Source organism: Lachnoanaerobaculum saburreum DSM 3986 (assembly GCF_000185385.1).
GTDB classification, from domain to species: domain Bacteria; phylum Bacillota; class Clostridia; order Lachnospirales; family Lachnospiraceae; genus Lachnoanaerobaculum; species Lachnoanaerobaculum saburreum.
Genome location: NZ_GL622296.1, coordinates 835,294 through 842,924, shown reverse-complemented (window position 1 = coordinate 842,924; position 7,631 = coordinate 835,294). Strand labels below are relative to the sequence as shown.

The window sequence follows — 7,631 nt, the reverse complement described above, 5'->3', positions numbered from 1 at the left end:
ATTTTGTATATCAACAGAACTCCTATGTCTTTTTTCATAGGAGTTCTAGGAGATCTACCTACTGCTCTCTGTACTCATAACCTCATCCGGATCTACATAGTCAGCCCAAAGCGGATTGTCTACCCAAAGATAATATCCTCTGTTGCTGTCATCCATGGTAATCTGCCAAATCTCAGGTGAAAACATCATAGAGCTGATACCTACCTCATCAGGGTTCTCATCATCTTTAGCTACTACTTGAAGGTACATAAATTTTATACCTAGTTCATCTGTTTTGACCACATAATAAGTCTCAATCCTCTTTATTCCTTTTTCTTTATCTTCTGTAACTACCGGATAGTTTCTATCATATTTAGCACTTATCAATTTTCCTTTGTATTTTTTCATCAGTAATGCAATTTTAAAGTCAAAATCATCTATGTTATCTCTTGCATTCTTTGAAAACAGTGATTTCAGTTTATCCACATCATGTCCTCCCAATGCAGAAAGTACCTTATCTCTATATTTTCTTTCTTCCGGTGGGCGATTATTACCCTTTATACTCACATAGGTCAATACTGCAAGTATCAATACCATCATGAGAAGCAATCTTTTTTTCATACTCTTATATTCTCCTTATTGTGTATCTGTCTTGAAAGATTATCATCATTGTCATATATAGATTCTTTCGCACCATCGATCTCATCTCTCAACCTACTAAACTCATCGCTTCCCGTATCTAATAAAAGTTTTAAATACCAACAAATATATTTAAAGCTATCCCCACTTCTTCCACTCCAATAATCATCAACATCTGTCATAATATCTACAAGTTCCTCTCTAATGTCATGCAATATATCCTTAAATCTGTCATAACTCTTTGTTGTTCTCGCCATGCCGGCAATATTGGATTTGATCTCCATATCTTACCTCCCATTATCAATGTCCAAACGCATATATATCATATCCATCTTTTTCTTTATCTACGTCTTTTGTGCTAAAATCTCCATAACCTATTGCAAATATAGCTATACCCACATTATTTTTATTGAAGTCATCTACCGGTATAATCTCCATAGCTATCTTATAGCAAGTCTTCTGTACCTCACCGTCCATCGGCTTTGCAAACTCTATAGTGGTATTAGCATATACTATCCTTTGTACCTTACCCATATCAGAGCTTGATTGAAGATTGTTATTCCTATTTAGCTTATACCTTATTATTGAAGATGGCCAAGTTTCATTTTTTCTGATAATTCTGTCTATCTTTTCATCAAAATGGTCTATCTTACTCCTTGCATGCTCCGGAAATAAACTTGCCAAAAGTTCTCTATCATTAGTGTTCAATGCTCTTACTATCTTTTCTATATATTCATTTACCACTATAGAATCTTCAAATATATAATAATCTTTTTCATTAAATTCATATACAAATTTAGCAATATTAACCAAACCTACACATCCTATAAGTATACATATTACCAAAAATGCTTCTAAAACTTTAGATTTTATCAATTTCTATTTCCACCTTCCCACTTCATTACAGCATTGCGATGTACCAAATCAAGACACCAGTTATCATTTATTTTATCTACATTTTGATCATCAAATTCTGCTGTATGTACAAATTCCTTCCACATAGCCCTTTCCTCGTCAAAGTCAACCATTCCTACCATTACCATATCCTCAGCCTTTATATCTTGGAATTCTTTATCCGGATTAAAGCTCGTTATCCACCACTGCCACTGATCATACGCATCCCAATCTGATACTACTGTTCCATCTTTAAGAGTCAGATTCATATACATCTTTAAATGACTTTGTGCATAACAGTCTACATGAAAGTTATCACCATTATATATGCCTATCTCACTACCGGCCCCAAAATTAAAATAATCTCCTTTCCACATCCAAAGTGTAAACGTTGATTTTCCTGTTCCAAATTGAAACCTTGCTCTGTTCATTGATGTAAATGCATCAAATACAACATCATACCCCTGATTATATCCCCACAGTCTTTGCCAGCAATTACTTAATGTATGAATGAGGCCTTTATCATCTTTATAAAAATCAAATTCTTTAAGTAAGCTATCACTTCTTATACCATTTACAGTAAGATGATTTAATAAATCACTAAAACCTGTAGCCTCTGCAATCTTTCTAAGATTTTTAATCTTATTATAATATTCCATTCCCATATTCTCTGCCATTTTAGTTGGAAAATTCTTATTAAGTGTCAAGTTATATGTATTATTCATATACCAATCTATCGCTCCTCTTGGTGCAAAATTAACAAGACCTCTTGCTCCTTCAATAACCAAGCGCTTCAAAGCATAGCTTCCCGGTGAGATAGTAAATTCTGATAAGTCCAATGCAAAACCACAAAGTTCTTTATATGTAAGTGCATTTGTTTCCGGTGATTCTCCTGTACTGTCCACAAATATCAGCGGTGAGTTATAGCAGTAAGTATACTCGTTCTGAGTAAATCCATATCTTATATCGCCCTTGATTTTATCTTTTCCGAGGAATCTTCCCAGGTTTTCATCGTACATTCTTGTAGCTGAAAGATAGTTTCCACTTATATAATCTACCCTAAGACCTGCAAATCCGAAGTTCGTAGGTTTATTTCCAAGAGCTTCTCCAAACTCTCCGTACTCAAAGAGCTTATCTCCTTCAAGTATTACACTACCAAGCTCATCACATATGATATTGGCTCTGTTATCATCCTCCACCTCTGATATCAGTTGAATATCCCATACAAAACTTCTCTCATTTCCATCAGTATTTTGCCACAGTATATTATCAGTCTTTTTTCTGATATCAATTACATAGCTTGTAGTATGCGACTCATTTCCGTCGGTCTCTGTCTTACCGATTCTGTGACCAAGTCCATCATATTCATATGTAACAATGTTTTTGCCGGATATGACACTGATAAGCTGCCCGAGACCATTATAGGTGTACTCTGCTTCAAGCTTATCACCCGCAAACTTCTTGATAAGATTTCCTCTCTTATCATACTCGTACCTTTTTTGAATCAAACTGTTATTCTTAGATATAAGCTCTTCTACAAGCTTTCCACCCTTATAGATGTAGTTTGTAGTAACCACTTCTTCTTCAGTATAATCTACTTTAACAGTTCTGTTTCCAAAGATATCATAGCTGTATTCTCTTAGTATTTTTCCGTTCAATACAACTTTTGTGATTCTTCCTACCTCATCATAAGAATAAATGTAATCCTTTACACTGCCGTTCTTATTGATACTTATGCCTGTCTTATTTCCCACCAAATCATAAGTATAAATATATTCTATATTAACATTTTTATCACTGCTATATGTTATTTTTGTCGGACTTCCGATATCATTATACTCATAGAAAGTCTTGCTTCCATCACTATACTCTCTTGACTCAAGCCTGCCCAAACTGTTATAAGTCAACCTGATATGTTCGTTTCCTGAAACTGTTTCTATAAGTCTACCCCTTTTATCATAGTTATAGCTAACCTTTTTACCGTCAGGATATAATATACCTACAGTTCTTCCAAACTTATCATATTCGTAAGCAATACTATGTCCCCTTGTAGTTAAAGCCTTTTTCACCAGACCTTTTTTATCTCTTTCAAAGCTCATAGTTCCAAAGCTTCCTGATACGGCTTTCAAAAATCTGTTGCTGTCGTACTCATAGTCTATATAATTTCCGTCAGAACATTTCATCGAAGTTAAAAGTCCGGCTTCATTGTACTTCAGTTCTGTTTTAAAACCGCCTTCATCAATATTTTTCACTACTTGTCCAAGACTGTTGTAATCCATGGTTTTATAAGTACTGTCGGCATTTTCTATCTTGAATATTCTGCCCATATTGTTTCTATGATAGCTTCTTATCATACAGTCATTTTCATTACCTTTTTTGTACTGTCTTATTCCTACAAGATTGTACATTTTATCATAACTGTACTCACTTACCAGCCCGTCACCGTCGACCACTTTTTCAAGAATATTTCCTACACCATATTTAAAATAGTTTGTATTTCCGATACTGTCTTTAATCGAGGTTATATTCCCTTCATTATCATAGCTATAGGTATTTTCTCTACCGGTATCAGTCCTTATTCCGGATACTCTTCCTAAGTCATCATAATCATAGTAAACCTTATTTTCTGTATCGCCAACCAAACGGCTTTCTGCTGTAGGTCTTCCAAGCTTATCATAATCATATATGTATTTTACATCATCACTTAAAGTAACAGCCTTCACTCTGCCGTTCTGATTATATTCATACCCTACCACATTACCAAATATATCAGTATACTCAGATACTCTGTTCATTGAATCATATACAAAACTTTCACTGACATTCTCATCCAGGGTTTGCTTTGAAACCCTTCCATATTCATCATATTCATATCTGATACTTCCGCTTGGTAATATCATCTCAATCAGCCTGTCTCCATCATAGACAAAATCAGACTTCACTCCATCAGAAAATTCCTTACTGATACATCTATTTAACTTATCATATTTATAACTTTCGCTTAGACCTGTCGGATAAGTAACACTGACAATATTTCTATTTTCATCATAAGAAAAACTTTTGACACTTCCGTCAGGAGCTGTCATTTTAGTCATATTGCCCCTTTTGTCATATTCAAATTTTTCCACTCCGTCAGCTCGCTTTATCTGAGATATTCTTCTGATATTATCATATACATACTCTGTAGTATTTCCGTTTTTATCTTTTAACTTTACAGGTAAATTTACATTATTGTACTCTACTTCATAGGTTTTCCCGTCAAAATCCTTTAATTTTGACACCTGCCTATTTGCTGTATACTTATATGTTCTCTTCTCTCCAAAAGAATTTGTTACCTCTGTTATATCTCCAAGCTCATTATACTTATAAAGTCTTTTCCCTCCATTATTGTCTTCAATACTTACAACTCGATTTAGCTCATCATATTTGTATCCGACCATTTTAACAGTATCATTTGCTATCTCCGTTACATTTCCACTACTGTCATAGCTTATATTCATAACACTTTTATCCGGAGCGGTTATCTTTAAAGGTCTTGAGTTCTCATTGTAAACAATATCAAAGCTGTCTTTTGACTCATTAAATACTTCTACAGGATTTCCCTTTGCATCATTGAATTGCTTCAGTCTTTCTTCACCGTTTACTTTGATACCGTTTAAATATCCTATACCGTCATATGACAGCTCAACCACTATATTCTCAGGCAATTCTACCTTAGTAAGTTTTTTATCCGAATTGTATTCGTATATCGTTTTATTATCTTTTCTGTCTATATCAAATATACACAAACCGTCTTTATCAAACTCACGAAGACTGCTGACTCCATTTTCAGTTATTTTTACAGTGCGATATCCCTCATCATGATAATAGACAATTTCAGACTCTCCGTTATTAAATGTTACACTGTTTTTATCATATTTAAAGGTAAGTTCCACGCCATCGGCAAAGCGTTGAGAAATTATTCTTCCGACTTCATCATATTTGTTTTTCAGAGTTACCTTGCCCTCATAATCAGTAAGCTTAGTTATAAACCCGTTCTCATACTCAAACGAAATGCTCCTACCCAATTCATTCTTTATACAGTATAAATTGTCATCCTTGTATAATAAATTTACGCTTCTTCCATTACCGTCGCAAACTCTGACTACTTTATTATCTTCATACAGATATTTTATATAGTCACCTGAATTATTCTTTTTGCTTATAAGCCTTTCCCCATCATAAGTGTACTTAATGCTATTTCCTTTTCCGTCATCTGTCTCTATCAGCTTACCGTCTATATCAAAGATATGCGTATCTCCTTCAAATATTTTAGCTTCATACCTGTTACCAAGCTTTCGGAGTATGTCTCTGTTTTCATTGATATTTACATAACTGCCTTTTTTATCTTTGATGAATACTTCTCTTCTGCCGTCGAAATATATCAGTTTAGCTTTTGATTCACTTATCTCCATCTTCATATCAATATCTGAATAAAAGCCTACTCCAAGACTTGCATTACTCCTGTCTACTGAATTATATGTAATATTAAATGCAATGGGGAATAAACCTTTTTGTGATAGGAATTCTCCCACATACACATAATTACCTGTAGACATATTGATGGGATCTCCACCATATGCACATAATGTGATCTTTCCACCGTTTACAGTAAGAATAAGATTTCCTGCCTTCTTTTCATATTCATAATCTTTTAACCCCTTTGCACCAAGTAATGATACTATTTGTAAAAGATTATCCGCCTTTAAGTTCTCCCAAGGTGTAGGACCTTTTATTTTACTGATAGAAGCTGAGATGCTTTCTTCAAAACAGTCCACATAAGACTCATACTCTTCCAGAGCTGAAATAAGACTGTTTAATTTATCCATTCTGTCATCAATCTTTGCTTTAACGTCACTAATATCACCGCCTACATCCAAATCGCTGTAATCAAGTGTAGACAGTTTTTCATCAACAATTTCAAGTATATTCTTATATGAATAGTATTCTCCCATCACATGCTTTATACAAGATTTTAATACTTCTATACAGTTATCTCTACGTACTACACTGTCACTTGAGCCTGATGAATGCGAACCTCCCACTACTCCTTCAATCCCTATTGCCTTATTATCTATATCATTGGCACCCGGTATTGTCTGAGACTCTATAATATTTATCAGTTCTTTAACGCTTTCATTATAGCAGTTCAAGTTATTGCTCCATGCATCTGAATTTGTTCTAAATTGATTAGCACCCTCTCCTGTCCAGTAATTTGCCAACAGCTCTGTATATTCAGATTTTACATTGTTGCCAAGGCTCTCTAAGTCTCCACTTATTTTTTTAAACTTGCTTAAAATCTCTTGTAGCTTGGCTTTCTTTATTTCAAAATTCTCCATATATTCCTCTCCTAATCGTCATCTCTATGATGATAATCATAGTCCTCATCTTCCATATCTTTCAGTTCATCATTCAAATATTCTTCTTTATCTTTCAGCATTTCAATAATATTTGATGTCTGTAACTCTATCTCTCTATGCATCTGACTTTCAGTTTCTGCAATATTTCCAATATTAAAAGGTGTCATATACATAGAATTTTCTCCTGCTATACTTGAAAGGTCACTCCTTATCGTCATGTCTATTCCTCTCAATCCTTCCATCAGTACAATTGCATAATTAATCTTTCTAATATCACTTCTGCATCTTCTAATATCTCCACATCTACAATCCATATTTCTCCTTCCACAAAGTTTAAATTAAAGGTATTTTTACCTTTTTAATATCTCCACCTTTGAATACAAATCCGGTTCCCGGCGTAAACTTGTAATTTCTGATTACAGGCATACGAATGAATGATTGCGCATCAGATGTTTCCGGTACTGTTTTACAAATCTCTGATTTTCTTTTTTAAGCTAATTAATTTATCTTCCATTTCCTGCATTTCTCTATCACTTTGTTTTTTGAATTCTATAAATTCCTCCTCCATAAGTTCAGTTTCATTGCAATACCCTAAGCAATCTATCAATGTTTTATCTATTTCTCTTCACTCTCTATAGATATCCTCTCGCTCCTCTTTTTCAATAGTGAATTCTTTTAAAGCTTCTTCATACTCTTTTTGCAATTTTTCCTTATCACTAT

5 protein-coding genes are annotated in these 7,631 nt (G+C 34.0%); all 5 read right to left on the bottom strand.

Features of this window, described 5'->3' with window-relative positions; genetic code table 11:
• Window positions 1-54: 54 nt before the first annotated feature.
• Genes HMPREF0381_RS04030 through HMPREF0381_RS04010 form a run of 5 tightly spaced genes read right to left on the bottom strand, consistent with a single transcriptional unit; the run spans window position 55 to window position 7,225 of the window.
• On the bottom strand, window positions 55-579 hold the full coding sequence (locus tag HMPREF0381_RS04030) for a DUF5104 domain-containing protein (RefSeq protein WP_050784256.1): 525 nt from the start codon (window positions 577-579) through the stop codon (window positions 55-57).
• Window positions 580-596: 17 nt separating this feature from the next.
• A complete protein-coding gene (locus HMPREF0381_RS04025) occupies window positions 597-902 on the bottom strand; it encodes a hypothetical protein (protein ID WP_008750608.1) in 306 nt (101 codons plus the stop codon).
• A gap of 16 nt (window positions 903-918) precedes the next feature.
• Window positions 919-1,491 carry a DUF5104 domain-containing protein gene (locus tag HMPREF0381_RS04020; protein WP_040461669.1) on the bottom strand — a complete coding sequence of 191 codons (573 nt, stop codon included), beginning with the start codon at window positions 1,489-1,491 and terminating at the stop codon, window positions 919-921.
• Entirely contained in the window at window positions 1,491-6,890 is a 5,400-nt protein-coding gene (locus HMPREF0381_RS04015; RefSeq protein ID WP_008750606.1) for a DUF6531 domain-containing protein, read from the bottom strand. The genes HMPREF0381_RS04020 and HMPREF0381_RS04015 overlap by 1 nt, the downstream gene beginning before the upstream one ends.
• Window positions 6,891-6,901: 11 nt before the next feature.
• A complete protein-coding gene (locus HMPREF0381_RS04010; RefSeq protein ID WP_008750605.1) occupies window positions 6,902-7,225 on the bottom strand; it encodes a hypothetical protein in 324 nt (107 codons plus the stop codon).
• Window positions 7,226-7,631: the final 406 nt, after the last annotated feature.

Bases quoted from the DNA above. Each gene is read 5' to 3' on its own strand.
- HMPREF0381_RS04030 (WP_050784256.1), bottom strand. From the start codon at position 579: ATGATGGTATTGATACTTGCAGTATTGACCTATGTGAGTATAAAGGGT.
- HMPREF0381_RS04025 (WP_008750608.1), bottom strand. From the start codon at position 902: ATGGAGATCAAATCCAATATTGCCGGCATGGCGAGAACAACAAAGAGT.
- HMPREF0381_RS04015 (WP_008750606.1), bottom strand. From the start codon at position 6,890: ATGGAGAATTTTGAAATAAAGAAAGCCAAGCTACAAGAGATTTTAAGC.
- HMPREF0381_RS04010 (WP_008750605.1), bottom strand. From the start codon at position 7,225: ATGGATTGTAGATGTGGAGATATTAGAAGATGCAGAAGTGATATTAGA.